This window comes from Cypionkella sinensis (assembly GCF_042646385.1).
In the GTDB taxonomy this organism is placed as follows: Bacteria; Pseudomonadota; Alphaproteobacteria; order Rhodobacterales; family Rhodobacteraceae; genus Cypionkella; species Cypionkella sinensis.
The window spans coordinates 2,815,676-2,836,619 of the sequence record NZ_JBHRTO010000001.1; the positions used below are offsets into that span (position 1 = coordinate 2,815,676).

The 20,944-nt window shown below is 61.0% G+C and carries 17 protein-coding genes; 9 read left to right on the forward strand and 8 right to left on the reverse strand.

Annotation, left to right across the window (positions count from 1 at the left end; genetic code table 11):
- Positions 1-24: 24 nt before the first annotated feature.
- The 5 genes from ACFOGH_RS13985 to ACFOGH_RS14005 all read right to left on the reverse strand — a co-directional run bounded on the left by ACFOGH_RS13985 (position 25) and on the right by ACFOGH_RS14005 (position 7,200).
- The gene (locus ACFOGH_RS13985; protein ID WP_380073688.1) at positions 25-1,062 is read right to left on the reverse strand and encodes a hypothetical protein; all 1,038 of its coding nucleotides are present in this window, start codon (positions 1,060-1,062) and stop codon (positions 25-27) included.
- 20 nt (positions 1,063-1,082) lie between these two features.
- A complete protein-coding gene (locus ACFOGH_RS13990; protein ID WP_380073689.1) occupies positions 1,083-2,555 on the reverse strand; it encodes a glycosyltransferase in 1,473 nt (490 codons plus the stop codon).
- A gap of 5 nt (positions 2,556-2,560) precedes the next feature.
- On the reverse strand, positions 2,561-3,874 hold the full coding sequence (locus ACFOGH_RS13995) for a nucleotide sugar dehydrogenase (RefSeq protein ID WP_380073690.1): 1,314 nt from the start codon (positions 3,872-3,874) through the stop codon (positions 2,561-2,563).
- A gap of 263 nt (positions 3,875-4,137) precedes the next feature.
- On the reverse strand, positions 4,138-4,815 hold the full coding sequence (locus ACFOGH_RS14000; protein ID WP_380073691.1) for a helix-turn-helix transcriptional regulator: 678 nt from the start codon (positions 4,813-4,815) through the stop codon (positions 4,138-4,140).
- Positions 4,816-5,178: 363 nt separating this feature from the next.
- On the reverse strand, positions 5,179-7,200 hold the full coding sequence (locus tag ACFOGH_RS14005; protein ID WP_380073692.1) for a hypothetical protein: 2,022 nt from the start codon (positions 7,198-7,200) through the stop codon (positions 5,179-5,181).
- A gap of 437 nt (positions 7,201-7,637) precedes the next feature.
- Here ACFOGH_RS14005 and ACFOGH_RS14010 point away from each other — a divergent pair, with 437 nt between their 5' ends.
- The 7 genes from ACFOGH_RS14010 to ACFOGH_RS14040 all read left to right on the forward strand — a co-directional run bounded on the left by ACFOGH_RS14010 (position 7,638) and on the right by ACFOGH_RS14040 (position 16,338).
- Entirely contained in the window at positions 7,638-8,765 is a 1,128-nt protein-coding gene (locus ACFOGH_RS14010) for an OmpA family protein (RefSeq protein ID WP_380073693.1), read from the forward strand.
- On the forward strand, positions 8,766-9,479 hold the full coding sequence (locus ACFOGH_RS14015; RefSeq protein ID WP_380073694.1) for a hypothetical protein: 714 nt from the start codon (positions 8,766-8,768) through the stop codon (positions 9,477-9,479).
- The gene (locus ACFOGH_RS14020) at positions 9,480-11,336 is read left to right on the forward strand and encodes a serine/threonine-protein kinase (RefSeq protein WP_380073695.1); all 1,857 of its coding nucleotides are present in this window, start codon (positions 9,480-9,482) and stop codon (positions 11,334-11,336) included.
- Between the two features lie 587 nt (positions 11,337-11,923).
- On the forward strand, positions 11,924-12,412 hold the full coding sequence (locus ACFOGH_RS14025) for a Csu type fimbrial protein (protein ID WP_380073696.1): 489 nt from the start codon (positions 11,924-11,926) through the stop codon (positions 12,410-12,412).
- A gap of 61 nt (positions 12,413-12,473) precedes the next feature.
- On the forward strand, positions 12,474-12,905 hold the full coding sequence (locus tag ACFOGH_RS14030; RefSeq protein ID WP_380073697.1) for a fimbrial biogenesis chaperone: 432 nt from the start codon (positions 12,474-12,476) through the stop codon (positions 12,903-12,905).
- Between the two features lie 86 nt (positions 12,906-12,991).
- The gene (locus ACFOGH_RS14035; RefSeq protein WP_380073698.1) at positions 12,992-15,406 is read left to right on the forward strand and encodes a fimbria/pilus outer membrane usher protein; all 2,415 of its coding nucleotides are present in this window, start codon (positions 12,992-12,994) and stop codon (positions 15,404-15,406) included.
- Positions 15,403-16,338: a Csu type fimbrial protein gene (locus ACFOGH_RS14040; protein WP_380073699.1), complete on the forward strand. Its 936-nt coding sequence runs from the start codon at positions 15,403-15,405 to the stop codon at positions 16,336-16,338. Before ACFOGH_RS14035 ends, ACFOGH_RS14040 begins: the two co-directional genes overlap by 4 nt.
- Here ACFOGH_RS14040 and queG read toward each other — a convergent pair.
- The 3 genes from queG to mtgA form a co-directional block, all read right to left on the reverse strand.
- Positions 16,322-17,353: a tRNA epoxyqueuosine(34) reductase QueG gene (gene queG, locus ACFOGH_RS14045; protein ID WP_380073700.1), complete on the reverse strand. Its 1,032-nt coding sequence runs from the start codon at positions 17,351-17,353 to the stop codon at positions 16,322-16,324. The genes ACFOGH_RS14040 and queG overlap by 17 nt on opposite strands.
- 52 nt (positions 17,354-17,405) lie before the next feature.
- A complete protein-coding gene (gene fzlA / locus ACFOGH_RS14050) occupies positions 17,406-18,071 on the reverse strand; it encodes an FtsZ-binding protein FzlA (RefSeq protein WP_380073701.1) in 666 nt (221 codons plus the stop codon).
- Positions 18,072-18,146: 75 nt separating this feature from the next.
- Positions 18,147-18,896 carry a monofunctional biosynthetic peptidoglycan transglycosylase gene (gene mtgA, locus ACFOGH_RS14055; protein WP_380073702.1) on the reverse strand — a complete coding sequence of 250 codons (750 nt, stop codon included), beginning with the start codon at positions 18,894-18,896 and terminating at the stop codon, positions 18,147-18,149.
- A 325-nt stretch (positions 18,897-19,221) separates the two neighbouring features.
- Between mtgA and ACFOGH_RS14060 the strand changes: the two genes are divergently transcribed.
- Both ACFOGH_RS14060 and ACFOGH_RS14065 read left to right on the forward strand, forming a co-directional pair.
- Positions 19,222-20,325: an aminomethyltransferase family protein gene (locus ACFOGH_RS14060; protein WP_380073703.1), complete on the forward strand. Its 1,104-nt coding sequence runs from the start codon at positions 19,222-19,224 to the stop codon at positions 20,323-20,325.
- A 111-nt stretch (positions 20,326-20,436) separates the two neighbouring features.
- Positions 20,437-20,925, forward strand: a complete 489-nt coding sequence (locus ACFOGH_RS14065; protein WP_380073704.1) for a hypothetical protein — start codon at positions 20,437-20,439, stop codon at positions 20,923-20,925.
- Positions 20,926-20,944: the final 19 nt, after the last annotated feature.

A 20,944-nucleotide genomic window follows, 5' to 3' on the forward strand; every position in this document is an offset into this window, starting at 1 on the left:
GGGGTAGAAGGCGTGACTGTCAGGCTAGAACCAGGATTTCTTGATGATGGTTAGTTTGGCGAATTGACCGGATTGGTCGGCTGGCAAAGGCGTTGAGGGGATCAGCCGCACCGGCAGGCCCGCATCCGTCGGCTCGGCGCGCAGGCTCGCGGAATCGACGGCAGCGTTGATCGTGCTGCCATCGCCAAACTGCACCTTGACGTGATCGGCGAAGGCGAGTGTCAGCACATCGGCGGCAGGCACGGTTGCGGCGATCACTATAGGAGCGTCGGCGGTATGAACGCTTAGCATCGGCTCACCTGCTGTCACTGTGGCACCGACGGTGGCGGCCAGCGCGGTGGCCGTGCAATCGCAGGGCATCGCAATCGACAACATCTCGCCCGAGGTGGCGCGGATGGTGAAGGCGACCTCGCCCTTGGCGGCGGCGAGGTTGACATAATCGACCTGCCCGCCAGCAGTGGCGGTCAGCGTCATGCCGTCTTGAACAGCCAAGCCGGGGGCGGTCAGTGGCTGGGTGAAGATGCGGTTATAGGCCAGAGTGCCAACCGCTGCGATCAGGGCCAGCGTGGCCACTGCCAGCCCGGCGCTGCCCACAACACGGCTGAAGGTCAGCCGTTTGGCATTCATTGCGGCGGCGCGGTTGGCAGGTGAGGGGATCGACGGGGCAACGCCAATCACCTCGCCCAAGGCAACCAGATCGCCCGCAATGTAGGAATTGATCAGATGGCGCAACTGCGGCAAATGCTCGCCCGCCGGATCGACGAAGCTGACCGTGGCGTGACCATTGCCGCGATCCAGCGCCTGCACCTGGCCCAGCACCTCAAGCGTGACGCTGAAGCCTTTGAACGGGAACATGAAGCGCATCAGGCGGGTCGCGCCATCCAAGGCTGGGTCCATCAACCCGGTGATCTCAGCCGCGACCAGCGACAGCCGCTCGCCCTTGAATTGCCGCCCGTCGATACCGACGACAAAGGGAATATCCAGCAAAGGATGCTCGCCCTGCACTGGCAGGTTGGGCAGTGTTTGGGTCGTAACGGTATTCTGGGCGGTGTTGGTGTCCATTTCAGCGATCCTTCACGAATTCAGACGATGCCAGACAAAAGAACCACGCCCAAAGTCAGCCATCCGATGGCGAGAGCGTGAGAGAATGTGGAAGACCAGCCTTGCAGGCGTTGGCCAAAGGGAAGCGCCACAGCGCGGGCCTTGCGGGCGGATTGCCGGGTCCAGCGTTGGCGGTCGAGGCGGAACAGCACGAAGCTTTTAACTGCCGCCCCGGTGATCTGGCTGAAATACAGCAAGAACGGATAGGTGATCGGGAAGGGCTGCATCCGCACCGTCGCCAGAATCCAGCAATAGGTGTAGCGGGTGAACATGATCCAGGCGATGTAGACGGGTAGCGCTAACGGCTCAATGAATGCCGCGCCCAGCAGCACCGAGATCGGGCCCGCGAGCGTCGTCCAGATGCCCACGCGCTGATCCAGGATCGACCACCAGGTGAACCATCCGATGCTGTTGGGGGAAAGCGACAGCGCACGGCCATTGGTGCGCAGCATGTTGCCAAACCAGCGCATCATCAGGGTCAGGGCGGAATCCACAAAGCCGGGGCGCGGCTGGCTTTCCATCGACAGCGAGGCGACATCGGGCAGATAGCCCATCTTGTAGCCATTCTTCAGCAGCCAGAACCAGGTGGACTTGTCATCGCCCGTGAGGAAATTCACCCGACCAAGCCGCCAATGGTCGATGAAGTCGCTTTGCACCTGATTGATAAAGCCCGCGTTGGTGGCTAGGTCGGCGCGCACCACGCTCATCCGCCCGGTCAGGGTCAGAACGCGGTCTGACAGGCCCATCGACGACATCATCACCTGCCGCTGGTTAAAGCGCAGCATGAACCAGTCGCGGAACAAGGGCATGTCGGTGGCGCGGATTTCGACCTTTTCGTCGGTGGTCACGGCACCCATATCCGGGTTGGTGAAGAAGGGTGCGGTGGCAGCGACAATATCTTCGGGCACGCAGCTGTCGCCATCGACAAACAGCACGATGTCGCGACGGGTTGGGGCCTCGCCTGCGATCAGGCGCAGTGATCGTGCCAAAGCATCGCGTTTGCCGGTGCCGGCGATCTGATCAACCATCAGGCGGGTCGTCGAGGTATCCACCGCCATGCGATCAAAGATGTTGCGGATAAGCCGGGCATCGGCGGTATCCACCACCGAACACACCACAGTCGCGCCACCCGCCGAAGCTGCCGCCGCGCGGAATAAGGCCTGATAAACGCGCGTCGTGACTTCGGGTTCGATCTTGTAGCTGGTGACAAGGAAGTAGGCATGGGCAGGCGTGGGCAAGGCTGCATAGGCCGCCATCGCCCTCGCTTTGCGCCGGGGGTAGACCCATTTCAGGAACAGCGCGGCGCGTGAGAAGTTGATCGCGGCCCAAGTGTAGCGCCACAGGCCAATCACCCCGACCACAACCAAGGCGCTGCCCACATCGCCAATCGCGTGGAAAGGCAGGCTAAGGCCAAGCCCCAACATCACCGCGATAAAGGCGATATGTCCCAGCATCATCATCACCAGCAGATGCCCTGATAGCTGCCGCCCGAACGCTTGCCGGCCTGAATGCGCGTGAGATCAATCACTGGATGGGTCGAGGCATTTAGTTCTTCCAGCGTGTCATCGTATTTGTTGCCGACGAGAACGATGTCAGACTTGGCCAGCAGTTCCTTGATCGTCGGCACCAGACGGTCTTTCAGATCAATGTTGTAATCGTTGCCACGACCTGCCGCGCTCATGTCATTGGCGTAGGCTTCATGCACGAAGGGGTCGTAGACGTTCAGGGTCATGCCCTGATCAATCAGCCGCGCCGCCAGTTCGGCCAACGGGCTTTCGCGCATATCATCGGTGCCGGGCTTGAAGCTGATGCCGACAAGCCCAACCGAGGTAGAGCCGGAAGCCTTCACCATAGCCTCGGCCCGGTTGATCTGTTCGGCATTGGCGACCAGAACCGCATCCAGCAGCGGCGAGGCGACGTTGATGTCAGCGGCAATCGAGCGCAGGGCGCGCACGTCTTTCGGCAGGCACGAACCGCCAAAGGCAAAACCGGGGCGCATGAAATACGGGCTCATTGAGACTTTGTGGTCCGAGCAGAGGATTTTCATCACCGCTTGGCCATCCAGCCCACAGGCCTTGGCGATATTGCCGATCTCATTCGCAAACGTGACCTTCACCGCGCGCCAGGCGTTCGAGGTGTATTTGATCATCTCGGCCGAGCGCACATCCACGACATTGACAGCGCAGGGCAGATCTTTGTTCAGCATCGTCAGGAAGTCGGCGGTCTTCTGTTCCAGTGCGCCGAACACGATCAGGCCTGGGTCGTAGTAATCCTGAATGGCCGTGCTTTCGCGCAGGAACTCGGGGTAATAGCCAACGCCGAAACCAACACCCGCTTCCATGCCCGAGTATTCCTCAAGGATCGGGATGCAGACCTTTTCCATCGTGCCCGGAACGATGGTGGAGCGCACGATCACCGAATGGAAACCGTCTTTGCCCGGAAGCGCTGCCGCAATCGCACGGCAGCAGCTTTCCACGTATTTCAAGCCGATGGAGCCATCCTCGGCCGAAGGCGTGCCAACGCAGACGAACGACGCATCGGCGGCGCGCACAGCGGCAGCGGCGTCCAACGTGGCGGTCAGCTTGCCTGCGGCAAAAACCTCGGCGATCAGCTCTGGCAGGCCGTGTTCCACGATGGGGGAAAGGCCCGCGTTGATCGAGGCAACCTTACCCGGATCAACGTCCACCGCGATCACCTCGTGGCCGTCTTTGGCTAGGCAAGCCGCCGAGACAACACCCACATAACCGATCCCGAACACGACAATTTTGGCCATCTCAATCGTCCCTCTAATGTGGCATTCCTGCGGCGAAAATGCGGCAGTGCAGCATTAACGGCACATTAAGGACGGCCAAAGAGATTTGGAAAGTCAGGCTAAACCCTTATTTTTGTCGTATTTTCGCGTAAACGCCTTACACAATTCGGTATACTGTCAGGCAAAACCGAAAGGTTTATGCTGCAATGCAGAAAACGAACGCGCGCTGCCGGACGCACCAAAAGATGCGCCCGGCGGCATGTTTTTTTCAGGGTTATTAAGGATTAGCCGAGACGTTCTTGCGATTGAACCCAGCCATTGCGAATCGCATATTCGACGATGGCACGGCGGCCTTGCAGGTTAAGTTTGCTGCTGCCCCGCGCTTTGTAGGTCTCGATGGTTTTCGAGGAAAGCGCCAGTTCCAGGCCGATCTCTTTCAGGCTTTTGCCAAAGGCGACCGACTTCAGAACATAGATTTCACGCTCTGTCAGATCGCGCTGGCGTAGCGTGCCCGACATGGGTTGTGCGGCCTCGAACAGATTCGAGAAGCTGGGATCGATACAAGTCGCCCCGCCATGCACCACCGAAATGGCCTGCTCTAACTGTTCTAGCCCGATACTGCGCGGCAGCACCCCGCGAAAGCCTGAGGCAAGGCAGGCTTTCGCCAAGGCAGTTGATGGATCGTTGGTATAACTGATCAGACGACGCGTTCCAAAACGCTCAAACAAGCGTTGCGCCAATCTGGCTGGGGTCAGGTCGAGTTGCGCAGGGTCGAGCAAAACCATATCGACCGGCGTAGTGTTCTGGCTTGCTGGATCATGCGCGGCCTCCAGCAGATCGGCGGGGGATTTCGCAAAGGCGCGTATCTGAGGGCGCTTTTCCAGCAAAGCGCACAATCCCAGCGCAAACATCGGGTCTTTGTCGATCACGACCAAGTGGAGCGTCTGGTCTTCGGCAAACATTTGGCGTTCCTTTGGGGGGTGGGCATTGCGACACCAAAGCGATGACTGGTGCCACATGGAAAATGGATAGATCTAAACCGGCTCCCCCCGATTGAAACAATGTCACCTCTTAACGTCATACGTGCTTAGTATGCGCAGGCTTCGTAACGACACAATAACGCCCTACTGGGGGCATGGTGCTTCAAGCGCATAATCGCTGAGGATGATGCACGAATCGGCGGAATTTCGGGCAAATGCCTAGTTGGGCATCCCGCCAGAATCTGCGTTGAAAGGCATTTCCTGACAGCACGACAAATGGCTTTCGCAACGCCTGACAGCAATAGGCCAGGGCATGGACCAAACTTGCGGCGATTTGCGATCAGATCAGTGCAAAAGGTAGTCGCGCAAGGCCACGGCATCGACGTTCGTCAGGGTCAGCGAATCGCCCAAGTCAGACGTCATCGTCAAGAAACTTGTCTGACCGCGCACCTGTGCGGTGATTGCAAAATCATCGGCCGCGGACAATGCGCCATCCAGCCAATGCGTCAGCGAGTCGGCCAGATCAGTTTCAGTAAACCCAAAGAATACCAGTGTGTCCTCCGCATCCATGCTGAAATCGCGCACGGTGTTGCTGCCTGCGCTGGCGATGAACACATCTGCGCCCTGCCCGCCAAGCATATTATCTAGGCCACTGCCGCCATTCAGTGTGTCGCTGCCCAAACCACCTGAAAGCACATCATTTCCGGTGCCGCCGTTCAGAAGATCATTGCCGGCGTATCCATGCAGTCGATCATTGCCGGCCTCGCCGAAGATGATGTTGCTGCCAGAATTGCCGATGATGCGATTTCCGCTGCTGTTGCCCAGCACATCAACATCGGCTCGACCGGTAATCCGCATGTCCTGAACCGAACTGTCCGCCATGCTGTCACTGGACACATCAATCTGCGATGGCGTGCCGGTTGTTGCTGATGCCGGGGCCGACACCACGGACAAGGTTCTGCTGCTGACGGCCCTTACGCCGTCTGTGAACTGAAACTCCTCAATCCCCGAGATGAAGGTGCGACCCAAAGCGCTAAGGACAACGCTTTGGCCACCGATGGTTGTCACCAGGACTTGTGAGCTGTGCAGACCCATCACCAGCCGATCTACACCCTGCCCGCCGTTGATCGTATCGTCCCCCGCCGAGGCCACAACCAGATCAGACCCTGTGCCGAGATCAATCCAATCATTGCCCGCGCCACCTGCCACGCTGTCATTTCCCGACAAAGTGCTGATCCGCGCCCCGGTGTCGACTGCCACCACCGCATCGGCCCGCACCGTCGCCACGACATTTTCAAACTTGATGACATTGGCGTCTGCATCGGTCGGCGCGCCGTAGGTGGTGCCCGGATTGAAAAAGCTGACGGATGCCATGTATGCCTGCTCAATCGCATTGCGGACCGAGTTATGCACGATCACCGTATTGCCGTGATCCAGACCGCCGTGAAAGTTGATGTCGCGGTTGGTGAAATCCACCTCGATCGTGTTGTTCGCTGCCGAAGTATAGCTGGCGAACAGCACAGCATGTCGGGTGTCCACGGCCTGCAAATGCGTGAACACGCTGTCGTAAACATCGCGGATCCAGAAACCATAGCCGTTGCCGCCATCGCCTTTGTTCTGAGCGCCCGTCACCGTCACATCATCCACCACAGCATCAATCGAGCGGCCCAGCACCAGACCGTTGGAACCGGGATTGATGATATCGACATGCTCGACCACCGTGCGCACCGAACTGTTGACCAGCACCATCATGCCGCCATCTTCGGCCCGGTTGATGTTGTTGAAGTTGCTGGGGTCCGCAGTGCCGTAAGCGCCTTGAAAGGTCAGGTTGCGCAGGGTCACGTCCTCGACCGTATCCGCCACCGCAACCGTTGTTGTCGCCGCATCAAAGGCAAATGGCAGCGGGCGATCCAGCGAGACCGTGTTGCCATTCACCGCCGTCACCACCACCATCGCCGTGCGCAGCGGTTTGTCCTGTTGCCACTGGGTATCGCCAATCTCGGCGAACAGGGCCGCGTCGTTGGGTCGTTCGATCCACAGCACATCGCCGACCTTTAGCGCCGCACCATTCGCCACCTTCAGGCTGCTGGCCCCCTCCTGAGCCGCCGCCGTCAGTTTCATCGCATTGCTCTCCGTCTCGCGGAACAAGCCAGCACCGACTTGCACCGCAGGTGCCCCGGCCAGTGATTTGTCCGCGATGATGGTGACGTTGCCCTGCCCTTCCAGCGTTATGCCATCCTTGTTGATCACCACGGTTTTGTTGAACGTGTAGGTGCCCTGCTGCAAGACGATATGCGTGCCCGGCGTGGCCGCATTGATGGCTGCCTGTATTACAGAGGCAGAGCTTCCGGCGGCAATCGTGATCACCGGAACCGCTGCAGTTGATGATGCAAAAGCGGCGCTGGATTGGGCAGCAGACATGACAAACCTCGATCGGTTAAAGCAGCAGACCTCTCTGGGCTGAGATTCAAATCAGGCAGCAATGTGTTTGCTGTGCGGCAGCTCTGCGCCAAGGGCGTGATGAGGGATTTGCCTGACAGCGCCTGTCATGACTTGCCATCAGCATCGTTTTTCAAGGCGAAACAATGGCTGCGAATTGTTTCAATATTATCTATATATTGCAGCCCTTTAGCGCGCCGCACTCCAAAGCCCGCAGCCCGCACCGCCGCTGATTCGCCCATCTGGCAACCGTGCCAGCGGCCTTGCGCGGTGTTGGGGCTTTCGATACGCTGAATGTATTGGATTATTTTAACCTGTTGCCGTCTTAATGCCCGCCAGACCGCCCCGCTGATCAGGAGCTTTCGATGACTGGCCTATTCCATGCTCTCAGCCGTTTGCGGTTGTGTCTGGCGCTCATGCTGCTGTGTGCGCCTGTGCCGCTGGCCGCTCAGGATGCCAGCTTTGCCCCCGGATGGCAGGTCGATGCGCAAAGCTCGCAGTTGCGGTTTCAATCGGTGAAGAATGTCACCAAGGTTGAATCCAGCACCTTTGCCGCATTTTCAGGCGCGCTGGATGCTGATGGCACACTTTCGCTGCATGTGTTTCTGGACTCGGTCGATACCAAGATCGATCTGCGCAATGTGCGGATGCGGTTTTTGCTGTTCGAAACCTTCCGCTTCCCCGAAGCGGTGATCACCGCCAAGATCAACCCCGCCGATCTGGCTGATCTGCCGAAACTGCGGCGCAAGACCGTGCATCTGACCTACACGCTGGACCTGCACGGTGTGCAGAAACAGCTAGAGACGGACGTGGCCGTCACCATGGTGGATGATGCAACGGTGGTGGTCTCCTCGACTGTGCCCGTAGTGATCGCCACCGATGATTTCGGCTTGGCCGAGGGGGTGCAAAAGCTGCAAGAGGCCGCGAATGTGGTGATCATACCGTCTGGCACCGTCAGCTTTGATCTGACCTTGAAGCGCAACGGCGGCGCAGCCCCGGCACCTGCCGCACCAGCCGTCGAAGCCCCCGCCACAGAAGCCCCGGTGGCCACTGCTCCAGCGCCACCCGCGGCCCCTGAGGTTGCGCCAGCGGTGACAGCGTTGGAGCCGACCGGCGATCTGGATCTTGAGGCCTGTAAGGGCCGCTTTGAAATCCTGTCGCGCAGCGGCAATATCAACTTCCACTCCGGCTCGGCCCGCCTGCAGGCTGACAGTTCCGCATTGCTGGATAGCGTCGCCGATATCATCGCGCGCTGCCCCGGCCTGAAGATTGAAGTCTCGGGCCACACCGATGCCGATGGTTCACCCAGCGCCAACCAGTATCTGTCGCAGCAGCGCGCCAAGGCGGTGGTGCGCTATCTGGTGAAAAAAGGCCTTGCCGCCGACCGTTTCACCGCCATGGGCTATGGCGAGGATAAACCGCTGTTCGACAATGACACGCCCGAGCATAAATCCCGCAACCGCCGGATCGAATTTACGCTGGTGCAGCCGTAAATGCAGGCGATGTGGTGGATATGCGGGCTGACACTGGCGCTGGCCTTCGGCGCCACGGGTCTGCACGCTCAGAGTGATGAAGACACCGCTTGGCAAGCCGCGCGGCAATCGCAGGACATCGGCCTGCTGCAGGGTTTTGTCAAAGATCACCCGCAAAGCCCGCATCTGGCCGAGGCGCAGGGCCTGCTTGCACAGAACCTTACCAAAGCTCGCGGGCTTGGCTTGATGCCAGTTGAGGCGGTGGAAGGCTATGCCCAGCAGCGCGATCTGATCACTGCCGCGCAAACCTCAAAATCCGCTGCGGATTATGAGGCCTATCTGGCGGCCTACCCGCAGGGCATGTTCGCAGCACTTGCACAAAGTGAACTGGCCCTGATCGCGCTTGCCCCGGCTCCGGCAGCACCTGCCGAAGATGAGTTGGCCGGGTTGACCTTCACCACCCCATTGCCATCGGGCGAGCATGTGAAAGGCCAGTCGATTGCCGATCTGATCGCCACCGGCTCTCCGCAATTCGCCCCGATTGAGGGCCTACCAGACGAAGCCTGGCGCGACAAATCCTGCGCGAACTGCCATGCTTGGACCAAAGCCAGCCTGTGTGATCAAGCCAAAACCTATACCAAACCCGAAGCGGCCGAGGCACTGAGCAAACCGCATCCTTTGGGGCAGACCTTTAAGCTTGGCCTGAAGGAATGGGCTTTGGGCGGGTGTATGTAGATGACAGAGACCCCCATCACACCCGCATCCGAACGCGCCACCACCGTATCAGGCGGCACCCGGATCATTGGCACCTATGAGATCGACAAGCTGATCAGCGCTGGCGGCATGGGCGAGGTCTATCGCGGCCACAACATCCACAATGGCGAGCCTGTGGCGATCAAGATCGTGCTGCCCAGTCTGGCACATGATCCGAAAATCGTGGCGTTGTTCCAGAAAGAAAGCACCACCCTCTCACGGCTCAGCCACGAAGCCATCGTGCGCTATCACGTCTTTACCAACGATCCGGGCATCGGACGACCCTGTCTGGTGATGGAGTTTGTTTCCGGCACCCCGGTGTCTGACCGCATCACCGCAGGCCCGATGCCGCTGGACGAGGTCAAGGTGATGCTGCGCCGCGTCGCCTCAGGTCTCGACAAGGCACATCGCGCGGGGGTGATCCACCGTGATATGTCGCCCGACAACATCATTCTGGAAGAAGGCATGGTGGAACATGCCAAGTTGATCGACTTTGGCATCGCCAAATCCTCGGCCATTGGGGCCGGCACCTTGTTGCAGGGCCAGTTCGCCGGCAAGTTCAACTGGGTCGCGCCCGAGCAGTTGGGGGCCTTTGGCGGCCATGTCGATGCGCGGTCGGATATCTATTCGCTGGGTCTGGTGGCGGCTGCTGCCAGCAGGGGCGCGGTTCTGCCGATGGGGGATTCGATCGTCGATGCGGTGGGTAAGCGGGCATCTGTGCCGGACCTGAGTGGGGTTGCCCCCGATCTGCTCCCGCTGCTGCGGTGGATGCTGGCCCCCGATCCTGCAGCGCGGCCTGCGTCGATGGCGCAGGTGATTGCAGCGTTGGACAACCCGGCGACTGTGCCCGCCATGCCGGGCGTATCCGATCCCAACGCCACCCAGATCATCGGCACGCCTCTGCCAAATCCGGGTGGGATTGCGCCGCTTCAAGCGCAAGATGCCAGCCCGTTCGGCACTGCTGCCCTCGCACCTCCGCCGCCTGTGGTGCAGAAAGCCGCATCGAAATCGCCGCTTCTGCTGATCGCCATCGCAGTCATGCTGGCCACCAGCGCTGTGGCGTATTTCTCGGGTGCGTTCACCGTGAAACCCGTCGAGGTCGCCGATACGCCCAGCGTGAAGCCTGCCCCAGCAACGCCAGCCCCCGCGCCCGCCCAACCTGCCGTCCTCAGCTTGGCGGCAGTCACCGATCTGCTGGCGCGGCAGCAGGATTGCGGGCCGCTTCGCCTGACCAGCCCACCCACCACTGGGTATGCGGCGGGCGAGGTCGTGCAGATCAGCGGGCGCACCGCCTCTGATGCCAGCGCCGACGCGCTGCAAACCAGCGTGGCGGCAGCGGCAGAGGGCAGGCCGGTGGAACTGTCATTGCAGCGGCTGAACCCGTCGATCTGCGCCGTGTTAAACGGCCTGCCGCCGCTGGTGTCTGGGCAGATTGCCGTGGCGTTGGGCTATGGTGATCGGGCCGATCCCAACCCGGACGGGCATTATGTGACCGGGCAGAACCCGGTGATCGACCTGACCCTGCCTGCAGATGCGGGCTATGTCTCGGCCGCGGTGGTGGATGGGTCGGGGCAGGTTTTGCAGCTTTTGCCGGGCACGACCCAGCCGGAACCGGGCAAGCTGCGGGTGGCGTTTCCGGTGGCTGAGGCCGGGGCAGGCAAGCCTGCGCTGGTGGTCAATCCGGCTGGGCTGGGGCTTGCGATGCTGCTGGTGCTGCGGTCAGAGACCGCCCCTGCACCGGGGCCGCAGATCGAGCCTGTCGATGTCTATCTGAGCCGCATCAGACAGGCGAAACTGATTTCGATGGATGACCGGCTGTTGAATTTGACCGCGCCCTGAGGCGAAATCGGTATGGTCCCAACTCGGGACCAAATAAATGTTATTTATTGCAATAACATAGGTCATGCGTTTTAACGCTTTCTTAACTTTTGCGCGGATCGCGGCAGATTTGCGGGCGCAATCCACGCCAGAAGCAGCGCCATCCGCTATGCCGCATCCGGCTTGCGGCCAGTGATCCGCCCTCCGTGGCAACGCCGCAGGAGGGGGCTCGATGCCCCCGATGGCGGCCGCTGGCTTGAGGGGAGGGGGTCAGGCGCCTGCTAGCGGACCGATTCGCCGGGTTGCAACCCTTACGTGTTGCTTGCAATTCTCGAACAACCCCCAGCCATTTTCCGCCAAGTCCGCCAGCATCAGCCTCTACGGGCAATTGCGTCATGACTGCGGCAAATCCTTATAAATCAGGGGGTTTTGCCATTTTCCCGCCGAGATGAGCCTGCCGCAGCCAGAACCGCGCCTCATCGCCGCCATGAAATCCGGACAAACATTAACACATCGACCGCAAGACACTTTCTCAGCTTTGCGGCAACCGATCAGACCAGACACCCCGCCCAGCCGCCAAGCGCCTGGCCCGAACAGGATAGACGACAATGAAACTGACGCCTTGCCTTACCTTAGTTGCCTTCGTTGCCAGTGCCCCGCTTGCGTTGCACGCCGCCGAAGTCGCCAGCACCAATCTTTCCGTCACCGCGACGGTGCTGGATAGCTGCGTTGTCACCGCCCCGACCGGGTTGGTGTTTGCCAGCGTCAACACCGGCACCGCCACCAATCAGACCGTGCAAGGTTCTGTTGCTGTGGTTTGCACCGCGGCGAAACCCAATGTCTCGGTCAAGATGGAAGGTGGCGACAATGCCGCTGCGGGCAAGCGTTATATGAAGAACAACACCAATGATCTGCTGCCCTATGTGATCACCTCGGACGCGGCGCATACCACGCCGGTGGCGATTGACGGCGCACTTTACACCGGGCCGCTGAACGCTGTCGCGCCAAACATCTTCCCGGTCTATGGCCAAGTGCCTGCCGGAAACTATGCCGCCGGGGTCTATACCGACACCGTCCGCGTGACGCTGAATTACTGACCAGTTCAAGGCGCCAACAAGAGCGCCCTGTTTCCAACCCATAAAACCAGAGGTTAACATCATGTCGAGCAGTTCCAAATTTCGCGCAGCCGTTGCAGCCTTTGTGCTGGCGCTGCCTGGTGCATCCTTTGCGGACAGCCTGGCGGTCTCGCCGACCCGGCTGACCGTGCCTGCCCCGGCACAGGCCACCACCATGACCATCAAGGCCGAAGGCAAGGGTCAGGCTGTGGTGCAAATTCGGGTGATGGCCTGGAAAAAAGGCACCGATCCGAACAATCTGAAAGCCACCAAAATGGTGCAGGTCAGCCCGCCCGCCGCCAAGCTGGGCAACCGGCAGGAACTGACCCTGCGCATTGTGCGGACGGCGAACAAGGCGGTGCGGGGCAGCGAATGCTATCGCGTGCTGATCGACCGTCTGCCAACTAAAAGCAAAGACCCGCAGGCGGTGAAGTTGCAGATCCGCCAATCGGTTCCGCTGTGTTTTGAATCTTGACCAGATGACGCAAAGCGCGGTCCCGCAGGGGTCGCGGGGGGTGGGCCTTGCATGGCCCGCTCCGGTTGCAGAGAACGGGGGTTTACATGCACAGGATCGGTTTGGTTTGCGTGGCGACGGCGCTGTGTCTGGCACAGGCTGATCTTGCATGCGCCCAGGAAGGTGACGGACAAGAAGGCGACGCAGCGGGTCTAAGCGTCTCTGCCGATCTGACAGAGGCGGATGCAGGCCGGGTGCCGCTGTATCTGGAAGTGACCGTGAACGGCAAGCCCACCAATCTGGTGGCCGAATTCGCGCTGGAGCCGGGCAGCGGGCGGATGTTTTCACCGAAATCCGAGCTTGTGCAGGTGGGGCTGGATGGCAAGCACCTGTCGGCGGGCATGGTCGATTTGCGCAGCATCCCCGGTCTGCGCTTTGTCTATGACGAGCCGGGGCAGAAGATTGATCTGCAGGTGCCAGTGGCAGCGATGCGCACTGAAGTGGTTTCGGCGATGCCCGAGGCCGAGCAGTTGGACGCAGAGCGCAGCTATGGCGCGGTGCTGAACTACAGTCTGGATGCGGGTTTGCAAAAGCAGCCTTTGGCCTCTGACATCGTTAGCACAGCGGCCAGCTTTGACGGCTGGATCTTTGCACCGTTTGGCGTGCTGCGGTCTTCGGGTGTGGTGCGTGATCTGATTGATGACAGCACCGGCCGCGAAGCCTTGCGGCTTGAGACGACCTATCAGGTTTCAAGCCCAAAGCGGCGGCTGACGCTGGCGGTGGGAGATGTGCAAAGCTCGTCTTTGGCATGGTCGCGCTCGGTTCGTATGGCGGGGGTGCAGTTGCGCCGCGATTTCGGTCTGCGCAGCGATCTGGTCACGCAGCAGTTGCTGTCCTTCGATGGTGCGGCGGCGGTGCCGTCAAGCGTGGATGTGTTCATCGACAACAACCGTGCCTATAGCACCGGGCGCGATGCCGGGCCGTTTCGGTTGGAGGATCTGCCAGTGCGGGCGGGTGCGGGTGAGGCGCTGATCGTGGTGACGGATGAGAATGGCCGACGGACCACCAAGGCGGTGTCGTTCTATGTTTCGCGCAAGCTGTTGAAAAAGGGCTTGCTGGATTTCTCGATCGAGGCAGGTCGCGCGCGGGAAGGCTATGGGCTGGAAAGCAACGATTACGGCAGCGATGGTTTCCTATCGGGCAGCCTGCGCTTTGGCCTGACTGAACGGGTGACGATGGAAGCACAGGTGCAGTCGAAATCCGATCTGACGATGGTGGGTCTGGGCTTTACCACCGTGCCGTTCAATCTGGCCGAGGTCAGTTTGGCGGGCGGGGTCAGCGACTATGCTGGCAAGACGGCAAGCTTCGCTTATGGCGCGCTGCAAACCCAGGTGGGTGCGGTGGAAATCAACGGCTCGGTGCGGTGGTCACAGCAGGGGTTTGCCGACCTGGCCTATGCCACGGGCGTGGATTATCTGGGCCAGACGGCGATCGAGGATAGCGCATCTTTGCTGGAAGTGCCCACGTTGCAGACCGCCCTGAGCGTGTCGGTGCCGTTGGGTGGCGGCAATCTTGGTATGGGCTACGTCAGCTCTACCCGCAGCTCTTCGCGTGATGAACTGGTGACGGCGTCTTACGGTCGCGATCTGGGAATCTGGGACGGCTCGCTGTCGGTCTATGGCTCGCATGATCTGCAAAGCGGCGATACGCGGGCGGCGGTAGGGGTGTCGATGCCGCTGGGCAAGCGCAAATCGCTGCGCGCGACCAGTTCGGTGGACCCAGAGGGCAATGCACTGGGCGGGGTCTATGTCGCCCGCGCGATCTCTGACCGTCAGGGCGACTATGGCTATGCCGCCGAGGTGCAGCGCGATTCCGGCGGGGCGATCCGCTTCAGCGGGCGCGGCGATTATCTGGGGCGGTTTGGTCAGGTGGGGCTTGAGGTCCGCTCGGGCGATGGCGCCACGGGGGTGCGGGCGCAGATGGATGGCGCGGTGGCAATGGCGGGCGGCGCCATGGCCTTTGGCAACCGCGTGACCGACAGCTTTGCCATCGTCGATGTCGGCGCGGCGGGGGTGCCGGTTTCGGTGCATAATCGCCCGGTGGCGCGCACGGGGCGAGGCGGCAAGGCCTTGGTGACGGGCCTGCAATCGAACCACCGCAACCGCGTCTCGGTTGATCTGGACGATCTGCCTGCCGATCTGGCTCTGGATGCCTCGGGCATGGATGTGGTGCCGGGGATTGGCGCGGGCGTAAAGGTAAAGTTCAGCGGCGACAGCGATGACAGCGCAGTCGTAGTGCTGACCGGGCCGAATGGTGCGCCGCTAGAGGCGGGTATGACAGCCCTGCTGAACGGCGGCGGTGAGGAGTTTTTCGTGGGCTTTGGCGGTGAGACCTTGGTGCAGGGGCTGAAACGCCACAACCGGCTGGTCGTGCAATCTGACACCGGGCGTTGCACCGCGAGTTTCGATTTTGCTCCGAAGTCTGGCGGCTTGCAGATGATTGAAGGGGTGCCCTGCCAATGATGCGCTGGCTTTGCCTTCTGCTGTTTGGATTGATCCTGCAAACCGGCGTTGCCGCTGCCGAGACCTGCACGGCGCAGACCACCGATTTCGATTTCGGCAGCGTCAGCCTGCGGGCGGGTGCGGTCAATCAAACCTCGGGCAGCGTGAAGGTGACATGCACCGGCGGCATCATCAGCGGTGTGGTGCGGCCGTATGGCATCTGCCTGACCTATGGCGGCGGCAGCGCCAATGATGGTGGCAGCCCGCCACGGCGCTATATGGTCGGGCCCGGCGGCTCGTTTCTGGAGTATCAGTTGCGACAAACCAGCGGTGGCGCACCGATGACACAGATTTTTGTGGAGGTGCTGATGCTGTTGGGCAATGGCAGCGTCACGGTGCCGATCTATGCCGATGTGCTGTCGCAATCGGTGCAACTGCCCACCGGGGCCTATAATGCCAGCTATGCCAGCGGCGGGCAGAATGGCGTCAGAATGCGGGTGGGCGTGCTGTCGTGCAATCTTCTGGCGCAGGATCAGGCGGCGGGCGGCTTTGCCGTGCGGGCACAGGCGGCGTCCAGCTGCGATGTCTCGACCACGGCGCTGGATTTCGGCAATATCCCGGCGCAACTGACGCAACCCATCGACAAGACGGCGACGGTTGAGGTGCGCTGCACGGGCGGCACGCCCTATCGCGTCTCGTTGGGTCTGGGGGGCGGGCCGGGGGTCAGCGACCCTGCTGCGCGCAAGATGAGAAATTTGCTGTCGACCCTGACCTATGGCCTGTTTCAGGATCCGGGCCGCAGCCAGCCTTGGGGCGACAGCTTGGGCAACAACGTTGCGGGCACCGGCGCAGGGGCGGCGCAGGTCTATACCATCTACGGGCGGATTTTTGGCAACCAGACCGCCAACATCGGCACCTATACCGACAATGTTGTGGTCACGATCGCGTATTAAGCCGGGCGAGCGCCCAAGCAGCGGCTTCGGCCACGGTCGGCTCTGGATCAGCTTGCAACACCGCCGCGTGGCCGGCCAGATCGGGCAGGCCTGAATTGCCGATCGCATAGAGCACGTTGCGGACAAAGCGGTCGCGCCCGATGCGTTTGATTGGGCTGCCCGCAAAGCGCGCCCGAAAGGTGGCGTCATCCAACGCCACAAGCTCCGCCAGTTCCGGCGCGCCGACGCGCGGCTGATAGCCGATGTCGCGGGCAGATTGCGCGAATTTGTTCCACGGGCAGGCGGCAAGGCAATCGTCGCAGCCATAAATCCGGTTGCCCATCAGCGCGCGCAGATCGGGGTCCACCGGGCCCTTGTGTTCGATGGTCAGATAAGAAATGCAGCGCCGCGCATCCAACTGATAGGGCGCAGGAAAGGCCTTGGTCGGGCAGGCATCGAGACAAGCGGTGCAACTGCCGCAATGGCTGACCTCGGCTGCGTCTTTCGGCAGATCGGCGGTGGTAAAGATCGCGCCCAAAAAGAACCAGTTGCCCAGATCGCGCGCCAGCAGGTTGGTGTGCTTGCCCTGCCAACCCAAGCCCGCCGCCTGTGCCAGTGGCTTTTCCATGACCGGGGCGGTATCGACGAAGACCTTGATCTCGGCCTTTGCGGCGGTGGCAAACCAGCCGCCCAGACGTTTCAACCGCCGTTTCACCAGATCATGATAGTCCTTGCCCTGCGCATAGACTGAAATCGCCGCCCGTTCAGGCTGGCCGATCACCGCCATCGGATCGGCCTCGGGGGTATAAACCTCGGCCAGCATGATCACCGAGCGCGCCTCGCGCCACAGCGCCGCCGCATTGCCACGCCAATGCGTGCGCTCCGCCATCCAAGACATTTGACCGTGATAGTCGGCCTGCAGGAATGCAGCCAGCCGACCCGCAGTATCAGGCGCTGCATCGGGCGGACAGATGCCAACCTTAGAGAACCCCTCCTCCAAGGCCCGCGCAATCAGAGCGTCCTTCAGCCCCTTCATCTTGGCGAAAATACTCCACGGGGTCCGGGGTGTGAAACCCCGGCGGCGTCAACTAGAAGTCCAGATCGGCGTAATGGGCGGGCGGCGGGAAACCCGGCACCTGATCGGCCAGAAGGGTGCGGAAACAGGGGCGCGATTTGATCTTGGCATACCAGTCTTTCACCGTCGCGTTGCGGTTCCAGTCAACGTCCGAGATGTAATCGAGGCACGAGATATGCGCGGCGGCGGTCAGATCGGCGAGGGTCATCACATCACCCGCCAGCCAGCGGCGCTGATCCAGCAGCCAGCCGAGGTAATCGAGGTGATACTTGATCCGCCCTGCCCCGGATTTCACCGCTTTGGAATCCGGATAGCCCTGCGCCATGATCTTTTTGTTCACACGCTCGTACAGCAGTTTCGAGGTGACTTCAGCGTGGAATTTGTCATCGAACCACGCGCACAGGCGGCGGACCTCAAAGCGCATGTCGATGTCGCGGGGCATCAGGGCGGGGCTGGGGAAGGCTTCTTCCAGATATTCGCAGATCGCCTGACTTTCCGACAGCACCTTGTTCTCGATCCTTAGCACCGGGACTTTGCCCGCCGGATTGCGGCGCAGGAAATCGGGGGAAGGTTCCCAATACCGCTCTTCGATCAGTTCCACCTCAAGCCGCTTCTCGGCCAGGGTCAGGCGCACTTTGCGGCAGAACGGGGAGAGCGGGAAGTGATACAGGCGGATCATGCGGTATCTGGTCTTTTTATGGCGGTTTGGTCTTCAATGCCGCGACGGGGCGCGGAATTCAACCACAATCCCCGGCTATTCGCGGTCCTGAAAACAATCCGCGCGGCCATCCGCCAGAATGGTCTCGGCCCCCGACATGATAGCCCCGGTGCGTTTGCGCACGAAATTGCTGGGTTTCGAGGCTGATCGGCCTTTCGGGTCGGGCAGAACGGCGGCAAGGCGGGCGGCTTGCAGGGCTGACAGGTCGCGGGCATCGACGCCAAAGTAATGCTGGGCGGCGGCTTGCACGCCGAACACACCTTCGTCGAATTCGGCGACGTTGAGGTAGACCTCAAGAATGCGCTGCTTGGACCAGACCAGTTCGACAACCGGTGTCAGGCCCGCCTCGATGGCTTTGCGGATCCAGCTGCGGCCCTGCCAGAGGAACACGTTCTTGGCGACCTGTTGGGTCAGGGTCGAGGCCCCACGGGTTCCGCCCTGTTCGGCAGCGGCGCGGATGGCGGCCATGTCAAAGCCCCAGTGCAGGCAGAAATTGGCATCCTCTGCCGCGACGACAGAGCGGCCCATCACTGGGGCGATTTCATCCCAGTTCACCCAATCCTTGCTGATGCCACCCAAGCGCCAGCTTTCGGAGAGTTGATACAGGTTGATCGGCGGCGGCAGGAAGCTGAAGAGAACGATCAGCAGGCCGTAGAAGGCGGCGATGCCGCCAAGGCCGCGCAGAATCCAGCGTTTGATCCGCCTGCCCCGAGATTCGGAGGCGAGCAGTTTCGGCTCGGGCGCGGGTTCGGCCTTTTTGCGTGGTTTTTTCGGGGTATCGACCATGCGGCAGCTTAGGCCCGAAGCTTGCGGTTTGGTCAAGGGTTTGGCGCGGGTTTTAGGCTGGTCCCGCGTTGGGACTGTTGGAGTGCTATGTGATTTCAACGCGTTACCGAAAATCGTTCATATTCTTTTAAGATTTGCTTGCGGAGTGACAACGCTCTGCCCGGTCGAAAGGCCAGAACTGCATCGCGCACCACCGGCTGCGCGCCATCTGCGCGTTGCTTTGCGCGGCAGAGACCTTGCAATCCCGACAAATAATGTCGCGGACGACGCTGCAGATGTAAGGTTGGTTGCCTACGGTTTGCCAAATCCCAACCCCGGAGTTCCCATGCCGCTACGTCGCACGCCGTTTTATGCCCTTGCCTCGGCCTATGGCGCGCAGATGGGGCCGGTGGGGGGCGGGTTTGTCAACGCGCATCATTATGGTGATGTGAAGGCTGAACATCTGAACACCCGCAGCAATGTCGGCGTGCAGGATCTTTCCACCATGGGCAAGATCGACGTGAAGGGACCAGAGGCCGAGGCACTGGTGAATTATCTGATCGTCAATGATGCAGCCGCCATGAAGGTGGGCGCGGCGCGGTATGCCAGCGTCTGTGCGCCGGATGGCGGAGTGATGGATGATCTGACGGTGTTCCGGCTGGGGGATGAGCATTTTCTGATCGTCTCGGGCAGCCGCAATCGGCTGAAAATCCGCGATTGGGCGATGCAGCATGCGGTGGGGCGGCGGGCTTATGTTACCGACATCACGGCGGCGATTGCGTTTCCGACGGTGCAGGGGCCGAAATCACGGGCGCTGCTGCAACGGCTGATCCCTGACGCGGATTTTATGGCGCTGAAGCGGTGGAGCTTCACCTGGGGGCATTTTGGCGAGACGCGGGTGATGATCTCACGCACCGGGGTGACGGGGGAATTGGGGTTTGAGTTGTTCGTGCCCTCGGACGAGGCGGCGACGGTGTGGAACGGGTTGTTGGCGGCGGGCGGGGCATATGGGTTGCGGCCCTACGGCGTGCAGGCGATGTTCACGCTGGGGCTGGAAAAGCTGTATCCGGCGCATGGCATTGATATGGATGAAAGCGTGACGCCGTTTCATGTCGGCACCGATGCGTTCATCAAATTCGACAAGGGCGATTTCATCGGGCGCGAGGCGTTGCTGCGGGCGCGCGATGCGGGCGTGGCGACGGCATGGGTCGGGCTGCGGCTGGAGGGGGACGTTCCGGCCGCAGAGGGCGCTGCGGTGATGGTCGATGGCCGCCGGGTGGGGCATGTGACCTACAGCGATCACGGCTATTCGGTGGGGGCAGTTCTGGCCTCGGCCCATATCGAGAAAGCCTATGCTGTGGATGGGGCAGAAGTGCTCGTCGACGGCGTGAAAGCAGTGATTTCGCGGCGGGCGTTTCTTGACCCGGACGGCGCACGGCTGCGGTCGTGACGTGGCGTCACGGATTAAATCGCAGCGCCTGGGGGAACGAAAACACATGTTGTGGGTTCTTGCTGCATAGGGCTTGGGAAACCGAGCCGCTGTGTAACAATGGAGATCATCATGTTTCGCACTTCCATCGCTGCCTTCCTTATGGCAACCGCTGTGGCTTTCCCGTCGCTGGCACAAGACCTGAAACCCATCCGCGAGGTTGAGGTCAAGGTTGACACCGCCGGCATCGGCAACCCGCAGGCTGCTGCGTATTGGGGCACGCTGCAAGACGATCTGAAGGCGTCGATCCTGACCAAAGTGGCACCGTCTGACGACGAGGCTGCCTATGTGATCAAGATCCGCATTGATGATGTTTCGCTGGCCAATGGCTTCCAAGAGAAGCTGGGTCTGGGCGAGACCACGCTGACGGGTAACGTTCTGGTGCAGGACGACAAGAACCACGTGGGCGACGACGCCTATGACCTGACGGTCGACGTGAACGCGGCCAAACCGCTGTTGCCGCAGGGCTATGACTTCACCGCCGCTGATGCAGATGGCAAGGTCTATTACAACGCGATGGTGAACGCGTTTGCTGACGGCGTTGTTTCCCGCCTGAAGTAAGCTTTGGTTCACGATTGAA

Excerpts from the sequence above, each read along its gene's own strand:
- ACFOGH_RS14065 (WP_380073704.1), top strand. The coding sequence starts at position 20,437 with ATGTTTCGCACTTCCATCGCTGCCTTCCTTATGGCAACCGCTGTGGCT.
- ACFOGH_RS14040 (WP_380073699.1), top strand. The coding sequence starts at position 15,403 with ATGATGCGCTGGCTTTGCCTTCTGCTGTTTGGATTGATCCTGCAAACC.
- fzlA (WP_380073701.1), bottom strand. The coding sequence starts at position 18,071 with ATGATCCGCCTGTATCACTTCCCGCTCTCCCCGTTCTGCCGCAAAGTG.
- ACFOGH_RS14035 (WP_380073698.1), top strand. The coding sequence starts at position 12,992 with ATGCACAGGATCGGTTTGGTTTGCGTGGCGACGGCGCTGTGTCTGGCA.
- ACFOGH_RS13990 (WP_380073689.1), bottom strand. The coding sequence starts at position 2,555 with ATGCTGGGACATATCGCCTTTATCGCGGTGATGTTGGGGCTTGGCCTT.
- ACFOGH_RS14060 (WP_380073703.1), top strand. The coding sequence starts at position 19,222 with ATGCCGCTACGTCGCACGCCGTTTTATGCCCTTGCCTCGGCCTATGGC.
- queG (WP_380073700.1), bottom strand. The coding sequence starts at position 17,353 with ATGAAGGGGCTGAAGGACGCTCTGATTGCGCGGGCCTTGGAGGAGGGG.
- ACFOGH_RS13995 (WP_380073690.1), bottom strand. The coding sequence starts at position 3,874 with ATGGCCAAAATTGTCGTGTTCGGGATCGGTTATGTGGGTGTTGTCTCG.
- ACFOGH_RS14015 (WP_380073694.1), top strand. The coding sequence starts at position 8,766 with ATGCAGGCGATGTGGTGGATATGCGGGCTGACACTGGCGCTGGCCTTC.
- ACFOGH_RS14030 (WP_380073697.1), top strand. The coding sequence starts at position 12,474 with ATGTCGAGCAGTTCCAAATTTCGCGCAGCCGTTGCAGCCTTTGTGCTG.
- mtgA (WP_380073702.1), bottom strand. The coding sequence starts at position 18,896 with ATGGTCGATACCCCGAAAAAACCACGCAAAAAGGCCGAACCCGCGCCC.
- ACFOGH_RS14000 (WP_380073691.1), bottom strand. The coding sequence starts at position 4,815 with ATGTTTGCCGAAGACCAGACGCTCCACTTGGTCGTGATCGACAAAGAC.
- ACFOGH_RS14025 (WP_380073696.1), top strand. The coding sequence starts at position 11,924 with ATGAAACTGACGCCTTGCCTTACCTTAGTTGCCTTCGTTGCCAGTGCC.
- ACFOGH_RS14020 (WP_380073695.1), top strand. The coding sequence starts at position 9,480 with ATGACAGAGACCCCCATCACACCCGCATCCGAACGCGCCACCACCGTA.
- ACFOGH_RS13985 (WP_380073688.1), bottom strand. The coding sequence starts at position 1,062 with ATGGACACCAACACCGCCCAGAATACCGTTACGACCCAAACACTGCCC.
- ACFOGH_RS14010 (WP_380073693.1), top strand. The coding sequence starts at position 7,638 with ATGACTGGCCTATTCCATGCTCTCAGCCGTTTGCGGTTGTGTCTGGCG.